Raw genomic sequence first — 17,558 nt, forward strand, 5'->3', positions numbered from 1 at the left:
TATCATTCTATAATTACATAATACGTGGTTAAGAAGGATTTTTCAAGGTTTTTCCCATCCTACATACGGATTCCTCTTTATCCAATTTACGTTCTTTATCTCTTTCGCTTAAATCCCACGCCTTCATATACTCTGACCGGATTTCCTCTCACAATCTTCGTATGCTCTCTCCATGCAGAATTAACCTGTTTTTGTTTTTCTTCCAGTTCTCTCTGACTTAAGATTACATTTAACTTCTCTAATGCATCTTTTTTATTTGCATACTGACTTCTCTCGGACGTGGACGTTACCGTGATACCCGTCGGAATATGTATCAGGCGCACACCCGTTTCCACTTTATTCACATTCTGTCCGCCTTTTCCGCCGGAATGAAATCGCTCAAACCGGATATCCTGATCCTTACAAATGTTTTCCATTTCCGGAATAATACTCACATCTACAAACCAGTTTTTCCGCTTATGATTCGGTCGAAATGGACTTCTGCATATCCATTGAATGCTTCCTTCCAAATCTGACAAATCCCGTTCTGTGGTAAATATAATAGACGTGTAACACCCTTTTTCTCTTGCTTCATGTGCGGACAAAAATTCTATATCCGGGTATTCCTTTTTTAATGCTTCATATAATTTCAACACCGCCAGTTCACACTCTGACGGTCCCTGTCCTGAACTCAACTGTACAATCATTGCTATCTCCTATTTTTCTGTGCGCATCGTCAGTTATCCTGCCAGGAATCATATCGTTTTTCTCTCCGTTCCCCCAACCATTTGAGTCTGAGCGCCATCACACCTGCTATCAACCAGAAGATGCCATATACTATCCCAAATATAATGCCCTCTCCAACCATATGTAACAGCGCTCTCACTCGACCTTTTTGTTGCTTCAGACTACGATATCTGGCTTTCCGCGATGCTTTTTTTGCTTTTCGATTCTCACGCAATGCGCAATATCCGAACACAACTTCTTCTGTTTTGTCTACTGCTTTTTTCCATTTTTCATCATCCATGTCTTATACTGTTCCTCCGTTTTGTTCCCATCGGTTAATTCCAGTATATGGATGTGGGATGACACATTTTGTCATGCCAAAATATTTTTTAATTATCGTTACCAGCCTTAAAGTTATAAACCGGATGAAGTACCTGCGTAATATCCACCGTATCCTCCACTGCTTCTCTAATCATTTCCATATTTCGGTATGCAAATGGTGCCTCATCCAGTGTCTCTTTTCCAATGCAGGAACAGTAAATACCCTTCATTTCTTTCTTAAAGCTGGACACAGTATACTGATTCTTTACCTCGCTTCGCTTGAGAATTCGTCCTGATCCGTGCGGTGCAGAATAATTCCAGTCCGGATTTCCCTTTCCGATTCCCAGCAAAATGCCATCCCTCATATTGATTGGGATTACCACTTTTTCACCTTCTCTGGCTGAAATTGTACCTTTTCTCAAGATACCCTCTTTATCGATATAGTTATGACACACGGATATGCTCTCCTGCATTTTCCACTTCATACCTTTTGCCAGCTCTTCCAAGGTCACCTGGCGGTTGAGTTCCGCATATTCCTGCACAACCTGAAGATCATGCAGATAATCTTCCTTCAACTTGCCAGTAAGCCATGTGAGTTCATAAGGGACCTCTACGCCCTGCTCTTTCAGTTCCCTTTGACCGCATTTCAGATAATATTCCGTCACTTCTTTTCCAAGATGTCTGCTCCCACTGTGAACCGCGACATACATCGATCCATCGTCATCCCGATCTAACTCAATGAAATGATTGCCGCCGCCCAGTGTGCCGAGACTTCTTCCTGCCCGATCCGCATGGATATTCCGAAAACACAGTAAGGCTTCATAGTTAAATTCTGCACTCCGGCGGTGTGCTTTTCCGCGGATATTACCGCCTGACGGTACATTTTCCCGGATTACTGTATCCAATTTCTGGAACTCTGTTTTCTTCTGTTTTAATTTCGTTAATGTGATTCCGCATCCAATATCAATTCCCACAAGGTTTGGTAATACGCGTTCTCCCACCGTCATCGTAAGTCCGATAGTTCCAACTTTACCCGGGTGCACATCCGGCATCACCCGGATTACACTCCCCTCCGAAGCTTTGTTATCACAGATCATCTGGATCTGCGCCACTGCGTATTCTTCTACCTGTTCTGAAAATATTTCTGCTGATGCATAGACTCCGTTTATTATTCCCATATGTCCTCTTCCTCTGAGGTGCTTAGTATACAAATCATCAGAAGTGCCATAAGGCACATTCTGAGATTGTATGCGGTCGTCAAGGTGCCTGGAAGCTCGAACTTTGATTCGTCGCAATACAAAAAAAGCACCTCTGAAACACAGAGATACAGACATGAAATCCTAACCGGATATAGATATATAATGAATTAAATGATATTGGGGTCAAAAGCCCCAACTATGATTATATATTCAGACCCTCGGTAAGGAAAATCTGTTCTCTCATTATCAAAGTTACTGTCGTATGAAATGTATTATTCTGTCTCATGTGATTCTCCTCCTTTCGAATCTGTATTGTTATCGTTGACGCCTAGAGTATACGCTCTGGCATTTTGATTTGTCAACACTTTTGTTTAAAATTTCTTTTATTGTCACTGTTATGGGTAGTGTAATTTGCCACTATATCATCAAATGGTTAGACAGCGACAAATAGCTGGTAACCAGCCTGTGGATTTAAGACTTTCCACACCAAAACCAGGAATAGAAAAACCCCCGGAGTCCGAGAGTTTTTCGTTGCTGTTCACCATGGAATAGCATTATCTTTTTGCCGCATTTATCGTATCACATTTATTTCGCAAATACAATGAGCAAAATTTATAAACCTATGTCTATTTAATTATTTATACAATTTTCATTTTTTGTAAATCTTCCGTATTTTATTCACAACAAATAGACACTGCATTGCATACATGATATAATCATTATGTTACCGCCTCTATACTGGTAACAGGAAGGAGGTAAGCTATTTGGACATTATTATTTCTTTTATTATCACCGTCATGGGCGGTGTACTTTGTCATTACATCATCAAATGGCTGGACGGTGATAACTAGTCGGTAACAAGCCTACGGAACTAAGCCCTTCCGTTTTCAAAATGGGAATAGAAAACCCCAGTGTAGCAGCACTGGGGTTTTCGTTATGTGTAGTTAAGCTATTTGAACTACTTTATTTCTTTTGCCTACTGGCATTATAGCATATGCATTTCCACAATACAATATGCAATATCTATGAATCTTTTTTCATATTCGCTTTTTTCTGGAACTTCTCATTCTGGATAATAAAACGCTCATGAGTGCCCTCTCCGATAACTCCCTTTTCATCATACGCTTTTACATGAAAAGTAAGCTTTCTTCCATCTATTTCTGTAAGTTCACTCTCACAGGTTACTTTCATGCCAAGCGGAGTCGGTGCGCTATGTGCTACATTCAGGCTAATTCCTACTGTACCGCAGCCTTCATCCAGTTCGTCTGCAACGCTTGTCCATGCAGTCTTTTCCATCAATGCGATCATTGCCGGAGTCGCAAATACATCCAGCGTACCACTTCCCATTGTCTTTGCAGAATTTGTTTCGTTTGCTACTACTTCCTGTTTTCCTTTAATTCCAATCTCTAACATTATTTTTCTCCTTGCGTTTTGTTATCAAATATGATATATTATAGCTGTAAAGAGAGAAATTGCAAGCGGCTACCCGATTATAAGTTAAAGCTATTTATTACAGCAGCCGTCATTATTCACAGTAATGGCGACCTTTTACGTTTAGCTTTTAAACCTCTCATAGCAGAGACCTACAAAGGCAACAATGAATATACAAAACTGAATTAAGTCAGAATATGCAATCATCGTATTGCCCTCCTTTCTTTCGTCTGGAGGGTGTCTTATCCCTCCGCAAAGAAGGGTAGCCGCCTGGCTTTGATTTCCCTGCAGATATTCTATCACACTTCTAATCTGCGTTCAATATTTTGTAATCTAATTGTATTTTTTTTATTTCTCTTCATCTTTTATATCCCTCTTGCATCCTGCTGCCGTATATTCTATATTTGAGATACTAAAAGAGCAACTGCCCATAAGGTGGGTTGACCTCGAAGTATATGGAATATAGAAACTCCACCCTTTCGCTCGCCAAAGTTCCGGTGTGGTTTTCTATGCCTTAATACATTATCTGATAAACGTAAATACGAATGTCAGTAATGCAAGAATGAACATACCAAAAGCCATAAGGTACTTGAAATTATCTATCACCCATGTTATACTATCACCCGTTACAAACCCCAGAAAACCAAGGTCTAATAAGGGTTTCGCCGATTCCCGGCGTAAAATGAATCGTGTGTTCGTGACCTTCCACACGTAAAACAAAACTAAAGGAGAACTGAATATGAAGAACAAGAATGTAACATTTCTGACCCAGGCAGCGATGATTGCTGCAATCTACGTGGTGCTCACTTATGTATTTGCACCATTTTCATTTGGAGAAGTACAGATCCGTATTTCTGAGGCACTGACTATCCTGCCATTATTTACACCGGCTGCAATTCCGGGATTATTTGTAGGATGTCTGGTTGGTAATATCCTTGGCGGAGCAATCCTTCCTGATATTATCTTTGGAAGTATTGCGACTCTGATCGGTGCGATCGGCACTTATACGCTGAGACAGCAGAAGCCGGTATACGGTACATTACCGCCAATCATTGCTAATATCGTGATCGTGCCATTTGTACTGCGTTACGGATATGGCGTCGCTCTTCCGATTCCATTTATGATGTTGACCGTCGGCATTGGTGAAGTAGCTTCCTGCCTTGTACTGGGTCTGGTATTATACACTGCTTTAAGCCGCTATCGGAATACATTATTCCATCCGGCAGTTTAACTTGGAACAAAAAAATTCCCCAGCATGCTCTATGAGCTGCTGAGGAATTTTTTATTCTATTGTTCCGCCAGTCTTAATTCCGACTCATGCACATGATCCATATACCCACACTCATCTTCATAAATCGTATACAGCAATCCGTCTAGCGCATCGCCTTCCCAGCCGTAGACTTCATCGATTTCAAATACTTTGTCGGACTCTCTGTAACATACGCGGTCACCTTTTTTATAACAAGGTTCTTTTCCCCAATCCCCCGGCTCACGCCGAACTTCATCTGTCAACGGACTTCTGCTCTCATTATACAGAATTTCATATCTCTGCATAACCGGATCTGCTTTAAGATCTTTATAATACACCTGATACAGTTCACCGATACATTGACATTCATTTTTCTCCATATGGCTGCAGTCTATATTCTGGCTGTCCATCGATACCACTTCGACAGAATATCCATATATTATCTCTTTATCCGGCCATTCCAACTTATAGAATATACTCCAATGATCCCTTATCAGTTCTTCAAGATTCAGCGAACATTCCAAACAGATATTTCTCAGCATACCTCTGGCATAATAAGCCGCTTTCACCGCATTATCAGCTGTCAGATAGGAAGTCTCTCTGCCCAGCATACTGTCTTCATCATAAATTTCTGCATTAACCTGAAATAACTGCATTTTTCTACCTATCTTTCCTCTTACTTCAAATACCTTTAGCTTCTATGTTTACTCTTCTGCCTTCTTCAGATATCCCACATATGCATTGCCGCTGCTCTGCATGATCTGATCCATCTCTTCCTGCGTCACGGTCTTGCTCTCGCCGTTCTCCGAATCCACATAAGTCACATGACTTTCATCGTATCCTGTCAGAATGATTGCAGAAGCTCCGTTACGCACACCGATGACCGGTGTATCCTTGTTGATCAGATACAACATTTCTTCAACTGTGCATCCTGTAAGTTCCAGCACTTTCTGATCTGACATATTACCAGCTGCCTCCAGCACCGATGTACCGGATGCAAGTGCATTCTGCAGTTCACTGACCGCTGACGCCTGACTGGTGGACAGATCATAGACCAGATAACGGTTGCCACGCTCCCATACGTACTGTCCTTTTGCGTCAATGACGACTCCGCTGACACTGTCCGCTTTGCGGATGGCTTCTCCAGCTGTTTTGTAGATACCCTGGAGCTGTCCGGTTCCATATACGTAATAACCATTTTCTTTTACTTCTTTACCAAAAGACGGTAATGCAGGATCATCCTGTACAACCTGTTTCGGCTTCAATACTTTCGCAGATTTGTCCTTGATGCCATCCGCATAAGTCAGACGCATCTGTGTCTCCTTCATATCTGTCACATAAGATTCTAGCATGATATTGCTTTCTTTCTTTTCCTGATTGCTGGAAATATAATCTGCTGCCGCCGATGTATAGGTATCGCCATTCTTCTGGACGCGGTTCAGCGTGATCATTCCGTCGTCAATCTCCGTGCTTAAAATGTAATAACCATCACTGCTGTAAGTCTTAATAACCTTGTCTGCATCACTGCGGATCTCAATCTGATACATTGCAACAGCCTGTTCACCGCTGATAGTCTTACCGATATCATCAAGTTTCGCCAGACCTGACACGAAATCATTGCCCACAAATCCAAGTGGAATCATACACTCATCGTCTGCACTCTTCACCTGATATTCACTGCCATCCGACAGATTCATGACCGTCACTTCTGTCGAAGATGTCACATCATCACCTGTCTGATATGCCAGCCATTTACCATTATCTGATACCACATACTGACCATCTTTCAATCCATCCAGCAACACTTCATCATAATCCTTCTTAATACTGATCTCATGAAGTGCCCCGTCTGCCAGCATGTATAGCTTATTCGTCTTGGTATTGTAATATTTCAACGTATCCAGTTCACTTCCTGCGATTGCAGCTGATTTGTTGCTGGATACGAATGCCTTTTCTTCAATACTGTTGGTCTCGATATTATAGTAATAAACGGCAACTCCCACATATCCTTCGTGTTCGCCGCGGTTCATATATCCGGATACCGAAAATGTTGTATTGCCTTTTTTGTCCATATTCAGAATCTGGATCTTATGATCCGATACCTTATTACGGACATCCGCATTTTCCGCATCACGAAAACTGAACAACAACGAAAGCTGATCCTGCTCTTTGTCATAATTCCACAGCTCATCCGCCTGCACAAATGCTACAATCTTGCCGTCAGAACTAACCACATACGGAACATCCGGATCAGTAATTCCAAGCAGGATTCCTTTTTCACTCAATACATTCTTACTTCCGTCAAAGATCTGTTCCATTGTACGGTCATAATTCAACAGATACATCTGTCCGTTATTCTTGCGCACGCGGAAAAATTCTCTAACCGTATACATATCCGTCTCATTCTCTTCTCCGGTACAGCTTACATCGTATTCCAGAAGCACGGATGTATAAGAACTGTTGGTCTCCGTAATCTTCCAGCGTTCACCGCCTGTCACCTGTGGTGCAAGATTCCCCCAGGTCACCTGATCGTATGATGAATGAATGGTCACATGGGAAAATGTAGAATTGGCATCCTCATCATCCTGCTCCAGTGCTGCTCCTACGCCTGCATTCTCCACCTTTTTCAAGGCATTCTCATGAAAATTATATACGTAATCCAGGCAATCCGTCAGATTAAAGTCCGTCGGATTCACAATTCTTGTATAGTAATAAACAGACTTGCCGTCTGCATGCAGGATAAGCACCAGCATCCGCTCTTCTGACAGCAGATTCTGATCAAAGCTCAGATCCATCTGATCTTTTACCTTACTGATCTTATCCTCGCTCAGTTTCTTTTTTCCGTCCAATGTATAGACAGCATAATCAACTGCGGTTACTTTTGTCTCGTCCGCTTCCAGATTCATCGTCAGCTTCTTACCACTGATCGGCGTGACAGAATCCCGCATTGTGGTAATATCCATCTCTTCCGAATAAGCATTTAACGCATTGACTCCATATCCATCTACGGTAAAATACACCCGAGGTAGTACGGCATTGCCGAGATCTTCCATCATATCATCGTTACCACGAGTGGTCATATATTCAAATACGACGACTGCGATGATAAATATCGCCGCCAGTACGCCGACGTGTATCGCTTTTTTCTTCATTTATCTATTCAGCTCCTCTAAGTTCATCCAGCAACTGCCCCAGTGTCGGTGTAATGTGAAGCGCATTCTCACAGGATTCGATTGCTTCCTGGTTATCCTTTCTCTTGCCGGTCTTGACCGCCCGGATCAGGATATTCTTCGGAGTATGTTCCATATCAATAAATTCCAGGATCTGGGTGCGGTATCCTTCCCGCTCCAGATACTGCGCCCGTATGGCATCCGTGATCAACGCTGCCATACGCTCTTTGATCAGTCCATATTCAAAAACCGGTGCCAGCACATCATTCTTTATCTGGCGGTTCAACTCATGCTGACAGCATGGCACAGACAGGATCACTTTTGCATTCCATCCTACTGCTTTCGCCAGCGCAAAGTCTGTCGCCGTATCACACGCATGCAGTGTCACTACCATATCTACCGCATCTACTCCTGTATAGTCTGCGATATTTCCTTCCAGAAAATGCAATTTTTTATAACCATATTTTTCACTTAATTCATTACAGTGACGGATCACATCCTTCTTCAGATCCAGACCGATAATGCGGATATCATATCCTTTTAATTCATGCAGATAGTAATACATGGCAAATGTAAGATACGACTTGCCACATCCAAAGTCAAGAATCGTAACCTCCCGATCCTTTGGAAGTTCCGGAAGAATGTCCTCAACGAATTCCAGAAATCGGTTGATCTGGCGGAACTTGTCGAATCTGGCATGCACCACTTTTCCTTCCTGCGTCATCACGCCAAGATCTGTGAGAAATGGCACTGCAGTTCCCTCTTCCAGCACATACTGCTTCTTGCGGTTATGGGACATGCTCACCATCTTCACCGGTTCCTTGCGCATTTTCTTCTTAATTGTTACTTTTCCTTTCTTGCTGACAAGTACGGTGTAAGACGCTGCTCTGGTGTCCATCTGCATCTGACGCATCTCCTGCATGAACCGAAGCACTTCTTCTGCTGCCGCTTCCGGTTCCAGATTCTTGTGAAATGCCTGATTACCACGGAAAATCTCTAACTGAAAGAAAAGTGTGTCCTTCTTCATAAGTGGACGCACTTTCACTTTTGCTGTTCCGTCTTTGGTACGGGGTCCGCTCAATACTGCAGACATAAAATCTATATTCATCTGTTCTTTTAATAATGTTCTTAAATTCTCCATGCTGACATTATATCTGATTTTCACCTTTCCGTAAACACAAAAGATTGCGGGCATCTGCTCCTGCAGACACCCACAATCATTCTAATCATTTATCCTTGCAAATGTAATGGTTACACGGAACAGATCTCCGTCCAGATACAGTTCAAATTTGGCGTTCATGAGTTTCGCAAGATCTCTTGCAATGGAAAGTCCCAGTCCGCTTCCTTCGGTGCTTCTGGATACATCGCCCCGGATAAAACGCTCCGTCAGCTCATCTGCACTGATATTTAACGGCTGCTCGGATACATTTTTCAGTGAGAATACTACTTCTGTCTCGGTCAGTTTCAGATCTGCATAGATCCGGCTTCCTTCCAACGCATATTTGGCCGCATTGTTATAAATATTTTCCAGAATACGCCAGGTGCGTCTGCCGTCTGCCCAGACATATGCCGGCTCTTCCGGCAGATTCAGAATTTCTTTCAGATCACGCTTCTCAAATTTCTCTACAAATTCGCCGCTGGTCTGCTGGATCATTTCCGTCAGGTTCAGCTTCATACAGTTCAGCACTACGTTACCGCTGCTGACCTTGGATGCCTCCACCACATCTTCTGTCAGCGTCTTAAGTCGCTGTGCCTTTGCCTCCAGCACTTCGAGATAACTCTGAATCTTCGGATCCTGAATATTTTCCCGCTTCATCAGATCAATGTAATTGATGATCGACGTGAGCGGCGTCTTGATATCATGAGACACATTCGTGATCAGATCCGTCTTCAACCGTTCATTCTTCATACCAGCCTCTACCGCAGCATCCAGACCATCACCGATACGGTTAATACTCTCTGCTATATCCTTCTGCTCACCTTTCAGCCCTTTCAGCGGAATCTTATAATCCACCTGACCTTCTGCAATCCTATGAATGCCTTTAACGATCTGTTTTCTTCCTGCCGCCTGCGACACCACATAGATAAAAGCCGCCACATCTGCTGCAATAGCAATCAGCAAAAATATTCCATCTCCGCTCGCCCATAAAAACTGCGTTATGATAAATGCGATCATGATAAGGCACTGTCGTCCTACCGCCGGTATCATGCGGAAGAATGCATATGCATGAATACCCAGCCACCGGAGAACACTCCTCTTCCACAGGCTTCTGGCTTTGATCCTGCGGATCAGACTCAGGTATCCGAACATGAAAAACGCACAGGTTCCAAATCCAAGGATTCCTATTCCAATCAGCGTCGGCACACTTGCCCCCGGCGACCATCCCAGATAATAGATCTCATCTGACCATACAATATTGCTCAGACAGTTCGCCACATTCAGCATGATCGCTGCGAAGATCCCCCACAGTCCCACTACAATGATCGCTCCAACCTCGGTCGGCAGCTTATCAAAACCTGTCAAATATAAGTCTGTATCTTCCGGCTTTCTTCCCGCCACGATCGTCAGCCAGATTATACATACCATCAACAATATGCCTGATAATATTGCTCCTGCCAATGCAACTCCGATACCGGACTGATAATAACTGTAGCTGTGGCTTTCATAATAGAATGCATCCTGTACCGGATACTTCGTATCCACCCCCATTACAAATACAAAATCCTGAGGATCTGTCACCAGACGATTATGATAATCGCAATCACTGTATAGTACACCCGTCACGTTACCTTCAAACTGCGACGCCCTCGCGCCAACCAGCACATATTTATCCAGCATTCCGATCTTCTTCACACTGTCATCCAGATTATCAAAATCCGCATACTCTTTCCGATTTGTATAAATCGTCTTTTTATCCCGATCCGCATACAAATACGTTACATTACTGCTATTCTCTTCATACCCGGAAAGCATACTGTCATATGCCTGTTTTTCCACATTAATAATACTAAGTACATTCCAGATCTGGGTAAATGCCTGATCGAGATTGCCGTTCCACTCCGGATTATGATTTACAATGTCCAGTACATTCTCTGCATCGATTGGCGAACAGGTCTCTTCTACCCACATACCATCATAATCCCAACAATCCACATACTGTACTGCATTATCCTGATCTATTACCGTCAGCTTAGAATCTCCATCTTCTTCATAATATTCACCGTCCTGCAGTTCCTGCAGAATACTGGAGGAACTATTGTCTTCCGTTTCGTTAATAAATTTCAATTCGCCACTGTCAATCTTAGACTTAAAATCACTAAAATAAAAATACTCATATGTAGAATCCGGCTTCTTACATACTAAAATCTCATTCTCGCCCGAACTTCCGTATTGATCCGAATTGATATCTCCATCATATATTTTTTCTTCCCAATCAATCAGATCGGATAATCTATATGCAAGACCATGTTCATTTTTACCATCAATCGGTTGGCTGTTACTGACATTCTGGATATCTACGATTTTATCACCATCAAATTCACCATCCGTCTCGAACTGTTCTTTTGCCTCCAATCCTGCGAGGATGTCTGCATACTGATTCATAAATGTCTCTGCAAACCCCTGTGTATCTTCGTATTGTACATTGTCCCCTTTTAATACATTTGCCGCAGCCCTGGGACATGAAATAATCCAAACCATACTGATGATCAGAATAACTGCTATCACCTGTGTAAAGCCTATAAGGATCCCTTTCATCCAGCTGCTCTTATACCATTCTTTCTTCATATTAACTCCGTTCTGCTGACAAACGCCAGCTTATAATCAGCGCTTTTCCACCTTATAGCCTACTCCCCAGACTACTTTCAGATATCTCGGATCCTTTGGATTAATCTCAATCTTTTCACGGATATGACGGATATGTACCGCGACCGTATTATCCGCACCCAAAGCCTCCTCATTCCAGATACTTTCATAAATCTGTTCGATTGAAAAAACTCGTCCCTGATTCTTCACTAATAGTAATAATATGTTATATTCTATCGGCGTCAGTTTTATCGGTTCACCGTCTACTGTAACCATTTTCTGATCATCATTGATCACCAGACCACCGGTGCTGTATACCGCTTCGTTCTCTTTGATTCCGGCTGTACTGCCAAGCTTCGTGAATCTGCGGATCTGTGACTTCACCCTCGCAACCAGTTCCAGTGGGTTAAATGGTTTCGTCACGTAATCATCAGCCCCGATATTCAGTCCCAGAATCTTATCTGCATCCTCTGATTTTGCGGAAAGGATAATAATCGGCATGTTATTCTTCTCGCGGATCTTCAATGTTGCCCGAATGCCATCAAGTTTCGGCATCATCACATCCATAATAAGCAGATCAAACGGTTCCTTTTCCAGCATCTGGATTGCCTCCGCTCCGTCATAAGCCTTTTTGATCTCGTATCCCTCCTGGGACAGATATATCTCAATCGCATCTACGATTGCTTTATCATCATCACATACTAATATTTTAGACATTTTTATCACCTCACTCTCACTATAAAGCATCCTCTTAAGAAGTTCAATCAGGAAGAACTGTCAAGAAGTTGTATTCGCTTTACAACAACAGCATAACAATAATTTTTTAATATCCATAAATGGAATTTCTTAAGGATTTTTAAAAATTCTTACAGGTCCTTCGATGTGATATCCTTCGATCATACCTTCAAGCTCTCTCTTCTCTGCCTCAGCATCTCTTTCCGTTACCGCATAAGATGTCCAATATACACCAAAAGGAATCCCCAGTTTCTCACAGCAGTCCGCATTTGCCCGAAAGAGCCGGTCCACTTCACCACCATAACCCACACATAACATAACACCATGTACATCTGCTTTTTTCACCATTTCCCAGTTAACCTCTCCCATGTTCTCGTTAACAAGCACCGTATATTTTCCCATAATTTAACTCCATTTTTCTGCTTACTGTTATCATATGAACTATTTTTGGTAATGTGATACAAATTTTATTCAATAATATGTGCTTTTTTGACTCATATGCACGAAAATCATTTACAAATGGCGATAAAATAAATTATCATATAGTTAAGGTACTTGTATTACGGCTGTGAAGATTCAGATAGCTCGGTGAAAGGAGTCAATGATATGAGAGATATACAAAAACTGGTTCGTTCCTTGGGTATTGGTGGAAATTATCAAGGATACCGGTATTTATTGTATGCCCTCTCCCTCTGTCTCCAGAATGAAGATTACCTGTTAAGCGTGAGCAAGCTGTTATATCCGGAGATTGCTCATACTTACCAGACCTCTGCAAGCAGTGTAGAGCGAAATCTACGTACCGTTGTATCCGTCTGTTGGGAACGTGGAAACCGTCCCCTATTGGAATCCATCTCTCTTTGTCCGCTCTCCTCGAAACCAACCATCGGCGAATTTCTGGACATACTCACTGAATACCTGAAGGATTCTGCAAAATAATCAATCGCTCCCAAATCTAAGTATCTATTTTTTGTAGCACTAACAGACGAAATTTATGCCATATTTTTTATTTTGTTAAGAGGTTTTTAAGATTTTTTCGTTTTCTTTTAGAGAATCAACATATTTCTGACATATTTGGCTATTATAATAAATGTCAGATAGTTGATAAGACATCAGCTATCTCCCCCTCATAAAGTACTAACCAATGATTTTGGTGACGCACTTTACTCTCATTCCTTTAGATAACTATAACAACGACGAAGGGCGTGAATTTTACAATTCACGCCCTTTCGCTGTAGATTAGGAAATCATTCATTTTGATTACTAATAAAATCTGTTTGATTAATCATAACTCTGTGTATTACTTATTTATTCTTCATATGTTCTGTATGTAACAGCATGTGTGACTTGTGTGAATTCGGCTTCTCGAAATATTCTTCATACAGTTTCTGCACATCCTGATTCTCATGGGAATATCGGATATCTGCATTCTTATCCAGATAATACAGATTCTTGCCACGCTCAAACGCCAGCTCTTCGCCATCATGGATCGGCTGTCCGCCGCCTCCTACACATCCTCCCGGACACGCCATGACTTCTACGAAATCATACTGCGCCTCGCCACGCTCAATCTTGTCAATCAGTGCTCTCGCATTACCCAGCCCGCTGACTGCTGCCGTCCGCACTGTCACATCATCCACCTGGAAGACCGCTTCCTGTACGCCCTGATGCTCGTTAAATCCGGTGCTTCTGACTGCCTGGAATGCATCTGCCGGTGGATTCTCGCCCTTCAGCAGATAATATGCCGTACGAAGTGCTGCCTCCATTACACCGCCGGTTGCTCCGAAGATCACGCCTGCTCCGGTGCCTTCCTGCATTGGGCGGTCGCTTTCCTGATCCATCAATGTAGACGGCTCAATGTGTGCCGCACGGATCATACGTAACAGCTCTCTGGTCGTCACTACCGCGTCCACATCATGTCCCACATATTCTCCATGGTACAGATCCATCTCACGCTCGCTCTTTTTCGCTACACATGGCATCACGGATACCGTATAGATCTTCTCCGGCGATACGCCAAGCTTCTCTGCAAAATATGTCTTCATTACCGCGCCAAACATCTGCTGTGGTGACTTCGCTGATGACAGATATTTGACCAGATGCGGATACTGTGATTTGATGAAACGGATCCATCCCGGACAGCATGATGTAAACATCGGTCTGTCTTTCAGTTCACCGGATGTGAATCTCTGCAGAAATTCCGTTCCCTCTTCCATAATGGTCAGATCCGCTGAAAATGAGGTATCGAATACATAGTCCGCACCCAGTCTCCTCCATACATCGATGATCTTGCCAACCGTTGCTTCTTCTCTTGACAGTCCCAGCTCTTCGCCCCAGGCTGCACGTACAGCCGGTGCGATCTGAACAACTACGATCTTCTCCGGATCTGCAATTGCATTCCATACCTTCTCGGTCTCGTCGCGTTCTGTCAGCGCTCCCGTCGGACAATGTGTAATACACTGTCCGCACAGAGAACAGGCTGCTTCTTCAATCTTCTTATAGCCAGCCACATTGATCGTGGTTCGTGATCCGGTTCCTTCTACATCCCAGATACTCAGGCTCTGTACCTTATCACATACCTGGATACAGCGCATACACTTAATACACTTGGATGAATCACGGATCAATGGGAACTCTTTGCTCCACGGCTGTTTCTCAATCTCCATCTTAAATGGAATATGTATAATGTTCAGATCATTTGCCACTCTCTGCAGACTGCAGTTGCCGCTTCGGATACAGGTTACGCATTCGCAGTTGTGCTGCGACAGGATCAGTTCCACTGTGGTACGTCTGTTTCGGCGCACCTTCGGACTGTTGGTGTAAATGATCATGCCCTCCTCTACCATATTATTGCAGGAAGTGATCAGCTTATCTTTTCCTTCGATCTCTACCACACAGACACGACAGGCTGCGATCTCATTGATCCCTTTCAGATAACACAGCTTCGGAATCGGAATTCCATTCTGTCTGGCAGCTTCCATGATGGTCGTATTTTCCGATGCGGAAATCTGTTTTCCGTCTATTGTAAGATTTACCATAATGTCTCTCTGCCTCCTTTAAATATTCCGTATCCGAAATGGTCACATCGCAGACATCTGCCTGCCTCCTGCCTTGCCTCATTCTCGGTCATACAGTTCTCCACTGCGTCAAAATCACAGACTCTCTCACAGGCCTCACGCTCTGTAAGATCGATGCGTCCGCATGGGATCTTATCTTCCAGCTTCGCCTCAGGAATCTCCACATCGCAGGAAATCTCGTGACGGAAGCCCAGATATTCATCAATATTGGCTGCCACGACTTTGGCTGCCGCGATAGCTTTGATAACTGTCGCCGGTCCGCTGGAACAGTCTCCTCCGGCGTATACATCCGGCATATCTTCTACCGCACCCGTGCTGGTAGTCAGAATCTTACCTCTGGATACCGGAATACCTGCTGCTTCAAAATGCGCCGTCTCGATATTCTGTCCGATAGCTACAACCAGTACATCACAAGGAATATAAATATCATCCTCACCGGTCGGACGTACACTTGCACGACCATTCTTAATCGTGCTTACCATTTGTGGTGTCACATAGATACCCTTTACATGGTTATTCTCATCCACATCGATTGCTGCCGGTGCTTTCAATGTCTGCAGTTCGATTCCCTCAGCCACTGCTCCGTTGATCTCGCCCGGAAGTGCTGTCATATCCGCCATTCTTCTTCTATATACAATGCTGACCTTCTTTGCACCCAGACGTTTTGCCGTACGTACCGCATCCATGGACACGTTACCGCCGCCAATCACTGCTACTTCCTTACCAGTCAGATCCGTAATGATATTTTTCCCGATATTTCTCAAGAACTGTACAGCTGACATTACGCCCTCGGAGTCCTCACCTTCCAGTCCAAGCTTCTTATCCGTACTTGCTCCAATCGTAATCAACACCGCATCATACTGCTCACGCAGGTCCTGAATAGTGATGTCCTGACCAATCTTCTTACCATATTCTACCTGTACACCTGTCTTCAGGATCGCATTCACATCGTCCTCCAGACGTTCCTTCGGCAGACGGTAATTCGGAATACCATAGCGCAGCATACCGCCAAGCTTCGGCAACATCTCGTATACAGTAGTCTGGTGTCCCATCAGCTGCAGATAATAAGCTGCACTTAATCCTCCCGGACCTCCACCAAGTACCGCGATTTTTTTACCTGTTGACGGCGCACATTTCGGCGGTTCCACTTCTCCTGCAAAATCAGCAGCAACACGCTTCAGTCCTCTGATATTGACCGAATCGTCCACCATATTTCTCCGGCACCGTAACTCACATGGATGCTCACAGATAAATCCACATGTCGTTGGGAATGGATTGTCCTTACGGATCAGACGAACTGCATCTGCATACCGTCCTTCTCCCACTAATGCAATATATCCCGGTATATCTACATGCGCCGGGCAGAGTGCCACACAAGGTACCGGCTGGCTATAAGTACAGGTACATCTTCCGTGGCGGATGTGCTCGATATAGTCATCCCTGTATCCCACCAGTCCTTTGTACACCATATGTGCTGCTTCATATCCGATGGCACAGTCCGCTGATTCCATAATAGAAAGGGCCGTTGCCTCCATAGTATCCAGCGTCTCCATCGTAGCCTTTCCATCCAGTACATCCTTGATAAAATGGTTCAGCTGTCCAAGACCAATACGGCATGGTACACATTTGCCACAGGTCTGTGCATGACACAGCTCCAGAAATGCTCTGGACATATCTACCGGACATAATCCCGGCGGGCTTGATTCTATTCTCCGCTCCAAATCCTTGTACAGTTCTTCCATTACAATGTGTGTACGATTCGGAGTCCTAAGTTCCAGTCTGCTCATTAAGACCAGCTCCTCTCTGATATACGTAATTACACATATTTTATCAAAAGAACCTGTAAAAAAGAATAGTATCTACATAAGT

Annotated in this window: 14 protein-coding genes; 2 read left to right on the forward strand and 12 right to left on the reverse strand. The window is 43.5% G+C overall.

Annotation, left to right across the window (positions count from 1 at the left end; all coding sequences use genetic code 11):
• Positions 1-95: 95 nt before the first annotated feature.
• The 4 genes from prfH to OCV65_RS07745 form a co-directional block, all read right to left on the reverse strand.
• A complete protein-coding gene (gene prfH / locus OCV65_RS07730) occupies positions 96-686 on the reverse strand; it encodes a peptide chain release factor H (protein WP_262581575.1) in 591 nt (196 codons plus the stop codon).
• A 29-nt stretch (positions 687-715) separates the two neighbouring features.
• Entirely contained in the window at positions 716-1,006 is a 291-nt protein-coding gene (locus OCV65_RS07735; protein WP_262581576.1) for a hypothetical protein, read from the reverse strand.
• Positions 1,007-1,094: 88 nt separating this feature from the next.
• On the reverse strand, positions 1,095-2,204 hold the full coding sequence (locus OCV65_RS07740; protein WP_262581577.1) for an RtcB family protein: 1,110 nt from the start codon (positions 2,202-2,204) through the stop codon (positions 1,095-1,097).
• A 1,044-nt stretch (positions 2,205-3,248) separates the two neighbouring features.
• A complete protein-coding gene (locus tag OCV65_RS07745; protein ID WP_262581578.1) occupies positions 3,249-3,638 on the reverse strand; it encodes a thioesterase family protein in 390 nt (129 codons plus the stop codon).
• 757 nt (positions 3,639-4,395) lie between these two features.
• On the opposite strand from OCV65_RS07745, the gene OCV65_RS07750 reads away from it, so the two are divergent.
• Complete coding sequence (locus OCV65_RS07750) at positions 4,396-4,887, forward strand: QueT transporter family protein (protein WP_262581579.1); 492 nt, start codon at positions 4,396-4,398, stop codon at positions 4,885-4,887.
• Positions 4,888-4,943: 56 nt separating this feature from the next.
• Here OCV65_RS07750 and OCV65_RS07755 read toward each other — a convergent pair whose 3' ends face one another.
• From OCV65_RS07755 to OCV65_RS07780, 6 genes are all read right to left on the reverse strand, one after another.
• Positions 4,944-5,561: a hypothetical protein gene (locus OCV65_RS07755; protein WP_262581580.1), complete on the reverse strand. Its 618-nt coding sequence runs from the start codon at positions 5,559-5,561 to the stop codon at positions 4,944-4,946.
• A 48-nt stretch (positions 5,562-5,609) separates the two neighbouring features.
• The gene (locus OCV65_RS07760; RefSeq protein ID WP_262581581.1) at positions 5,610-8,057 is read right to left on the reverse strand and encodes a hypothetical protein; all 2,448 of its coding nucleotides are present in this window, start codon (positions 8,055-8,057) and stop codon (positions 5,610-5,612) included.
• 4 nt (positions 8,058-8,061) lie between these two features.
• Complete coding sequence (locus tag OCV65_RS07765; RefSeq protein ID WP_118383020.1) at positions 8,062-9,216, reverse strand: class I SAM-dependent methyltransferase; 1,155 nt, start codon at positions 9,214-9,216, stop codon at positions 8,062-8,064.
• A gap of 81 nt (positions 9,217-9,297) precedes the next feature.
• A complete protein-coding gene (locus OCV65_RS07770) occupies positions 9,298-11,862 on the reverse strand; it encodes a sensor histidine kinase (RefSeq protein WP_262581582.1) in 2,565 nt (854 codons plus the stop codon).
• Between the two features lie 36 nt (positions 11,863-11,898).
• Positions 11,899-12,597, reverse strand: a complete 699-nt coding sequence (locus OCV65_RS07775) for a response regulator transcription factor (RefSeq protein WP_262581583.1) — start codon at positions 12,595-12,597, stop codon at positions 11,899-11,901.
• 129 nt (positions 12,598-12,726) lie between these two features.
• Complete coding sequence (locus OCV65_RS07780) at positions 12,727-13,017, reverse strand: glycoside hydrolase family 25 domain-containing protein (protein WP_262581584.1); 291 nt, start codon at positions 13,015-13,017, stop codon at positions 12,727-12,729.
• 204 nt (positions 13,018-13,221) lie between these two features.
• Here OCV65_RS07780 and OCV65_RS07785 point away from each other — a divergent pair, with 204 nt between their 5' ends.
• Positions 13,222-13,551 (forward strand): sporulation initiation factor Spo0A C-terminal domain-containing protein, encoded by a 330-nt coding sequence (locus OCV65_RS07785; protein WP_262581585.1) that lies wholly within the window; start codon positions 13,222-13,224, stop codon positions 13,549-13,551.
• A 365-nt stretch (positions 13,552-13,916) separates the two neighbouring features.
• On the opposite strand, the gene OCV65_RS07790 is transcribed toward OCV65_RS07785, so the two are convergent.
• Positions 13,917-15,650 carry a [FeFe] hydrogenase, group A gene (locus OCV65_RS07790; protein WP_262581586.1) on the reverse strand — a complete coding sequence of 578 codons (1,734 nt, stop codon included), beginning with the start codon at positions 15,648-15,650 and terminating at the stop codon, positions 13,917-13,919.
• Positions 15,644-17,476 carry an NAD(P)-binding protein gene (locus OCV65_RS07795; RefSeq protein WP_262581587.1) on the reverse strand — a complete coding sequence of 611 codons (1,833 nt, stop codon included), beginning with the start codon at positions 17,474-17,476 and terminating at the stop codon, positions 15,644-15,646. Before OCV65_RS07795 ends, OCV65_RS07790 begins: the two co-directional genes overlap by 7 nt.
• Positions 17,477-17,558: the final 82 nt, after the last annotated feature.

It is taken from the genome of Dorea ammoniilytica (assembly GCF_025567415.1).
Taxonomy (GTDB): Bacteria; Bacillota; Clostridia; order Lachnospirales; family Lachnospiraceae; genus Claveliimonas; species Claveliimonas ammoniilytica.

Coding starts and splice junctions, on each gene's coding strand:
- OCV65_RS07735 (WP_262581576.1), bottom strand. CDS start 1,006: ATGGATGATGAAAAATGGAAAAAAGCAGTAGACAAAACAGAAGAAGTT.
- OCV65_RS07790 (WP_262581586.1), bottom strand. CDS start 15,650: ATGGTAAATCTTACAATAGACGGAAAACAGATTTCCGCATCGGAAAAT.
- OCV65_RS07780 (WP_262581584.1), bottom strand. CDS start 13,017: ATGGGAAAATATACGGTGCTTGTTAACGAGAACATGGGAGAGGTTAAC.
- OCV65_RS07755 (WP_262581580.1), bottom strand. CDS start 5,561: ATGCAGTTATTTCAGGTTAATGCAGAAATTTATGATGAAGACAGTATG.
- OCV65_RS07745 (WP_262581578.1), bottom strand. CDS start 3,638: ATGTTAGAGATTGGAATTAAAGGAAAACAGGAAGTAGTAGCAAACGAA.
- OCV65_RS07795 (WP_262581587.1), bottom strand. CDS start 17,476: ATGAGCAGACTGGAACTTAGGACTCCGAATCGTACACACATTGTAATG.
- OCV65_RS07785 (WP_262581585.1), top strand. CDS start 13,222: ATGAGAGATATACAAAAACTGGTTCGTTCCTTGGGTATTGGTGGAAAT.
- OCV65_RS07740 (WP_262581577.1), bottom strand. CDS start 2,204: ATGGGAATAATAAACGGAGTCTATGCATCAGCAGAAATATTTTCAGAA.
- OCV65_RS07775 (WP_262581583.1), bottom strand. CDS start 12,597: ATGTCTAAAATATTAGTATGTGATGATGATAAAGCAATCGTAGATGCG.
- OCV65_RS07750 (WP_262581579.1), top strand. CDS start 4,396: ATGAAGAACAAGAATGTAACATTTCTGACCCAGGCAGCGATGATTGCT.
- OCV65_RS07770 (WP_262581582.1), bottom strand. CDS start 11,862: ATGAAGAAAGAATGGTATAAGAGCAGCTGGATGAAAGGGATCCTTATA.
- prfH (WP_262581575.1), bottom strand. CDS start 686: ATGATTGTACAGTTGAGTTCAGGACAGGGACCGTCAGAGTGTGAACTG.
- OCV65_RS07760 (WP_262581581.1), bottom strand. CDS start 8,057: ATGAAGAAAAAAGCGATACACGTCGGCGTACTGGCGGCGATATTTATC.
- OCV65_RS07765 (WP_118383020.1), bottom strand. CDS start 9,216: ATGGAGAATTTAAGAACATTATTAAAAGAACAGATGAATATAGATTTT.